The 1,382-nt window shown below is 67.3% G+C and carries 1 protein-coding gene and 1 pseudogene; both read right to left on the bottom strand.

Translation table 11 applies throughout. From position 1 onward, the window contains the following. Nucleotides 1–169: 169 nt before the first annotated feature. Nucleotides 170–1,009 (bottom strand): IS5 family transposase, encoded by an 840-nt coding sequence (locus PUR61_RS00280; RefSeq protein ID WP_329874370.1) that lies wholly within the window; start codon nt 1,007–1,009, stop codon nt 170–172. Between the two features lie 245 nt (nt 1,010–1,254). Then, nucleotides 1,255–1,382 (bottom strand): annotated as a pseudogene (locus PUR61_RS00275) (IS5/IS1182 family transposase); the annotation flags it as partial.

Below are 1,382 nucleotides of genomic sequence, written 5' to 3'. Positions count from 1 at the left end.
CCGGGCAGGCGAGCTGCACGAACTCCTCGGCATGCCCACCGACGAGGCGTCCGTCAACATCACCCGCAGCCGCCTCGGACGCCTCACTCGCCAAGGCTTCCTCACCCAACCCGGACGAGGCCGCTACCAGAAACGGACTTAGTGGGTGTTTCGCTCCTGGTTGTCGAGGTCAGGTTCCGTGCCAGGTGGGGGTCGTTTCGCCAGTGAGGCGGCGGGTCATGAGGCTGATCATCGCGACGTGGATCATGGCTTCGGATCGGGCCGGGAGGGCTTCGTAGTCGCGGGCGAGGCGGCGGTGGTTCATCAGCCAGCCCAGGGTGCGTTCGACGACCCAGCGGCGGGGCTGGACGGCGAATCCCCTGGTAGTGGGGTCACGAAGGACGATCTCGACGTCGATTCCGAGGGTGGCGCCATGTTCGATGACGGCGTTCTTGTAGCCCATGTCGGCCCAGGCCTTGCGCATGGTGGGGTGGTCGGCGGCCACCCGGGTCAGCAGCTGTTGGCCGGCGGTGCCGTCGTGCACGCTCGCGGCGGTGACCAGCACGGCCAGCAGCAGGCCGAGGGTGTCGGTGACGATGTTCCGCTTCCTGCCGACAATCTTCTTCCCGACGTCGATTCCCTGGGTTGCGGCGGGAACGTTGGTGGAGGTTTTCACGCTCTGGGAGTCGAGGATGCAGGCGGTCGGTGCCGGATTGCGGCCCTCGGCAGTGCGGACGAGGCGTCGCAGGAGGCCGTTGAGCTGCTCGAACACGCCGTCGCGTTGCCAGCGGGCGAAGTAGGCGTAGACGGTCTGGTGAGGCGGGTAATCGTGTGGGAGGTAGCGCCAGGGGATGCCGGTGCGGTAGACGTAGAGGATCGCGTCCAGCAGGTCACGCAGGTCGTGCTCGGGTGGCCGCCCGAAGGCCAGGGCGCGTGCGGTACGTTCCTCGCGCCAGGTCGTGAGGGTGGGTTCGACCAGGGCCCAGCGGGCGTCGGACAGGTCGCTCGGATACGGTCGGCGGGCCGTCATGATGACGGCATACTGCGGGATCGCTGCTCTGGCCAGAGGTCGCGGCCCTCGGCCGACAAATGCGCCTTGATCCGGCTTCCCGGGACGAGGCAGGAGGAACCGCGCAGTTCCGGCGGACATCTGCACGCTGGTGACACTTCCGCCCCACCAAGCCTCCGGAGTCACGGCAGCCGGGTCCGCTCCTCATCCCAAGAATCAGGACTAATCAGCCCGCTGACGGATGAAACGCCCACTAAGAAGTCATCTCATTTGGAGAGTCGGCGGTGGCAGATGAGGGCGGCTGCGATGCTGGCGAAGGCTGCAAAGTGGTCGGCCTTGCGTTCGTAGCGGCGGTGGAGTCGGCGGAAGCCGCCGAGCCAGGCGACGGTGCGCT

Origin of the sequence: Streptomyces sp. BE20, assembly GCF_036322525.1 — a bacterium.
GTDB lineage: Bacteria > Actinomycetota > Actinomycetes > Streptomycetales > Streptomycetaceae > Kitasatospora.
This window is presented reverse-complemented; position numbering and strand designations above follow the sequence as displayed.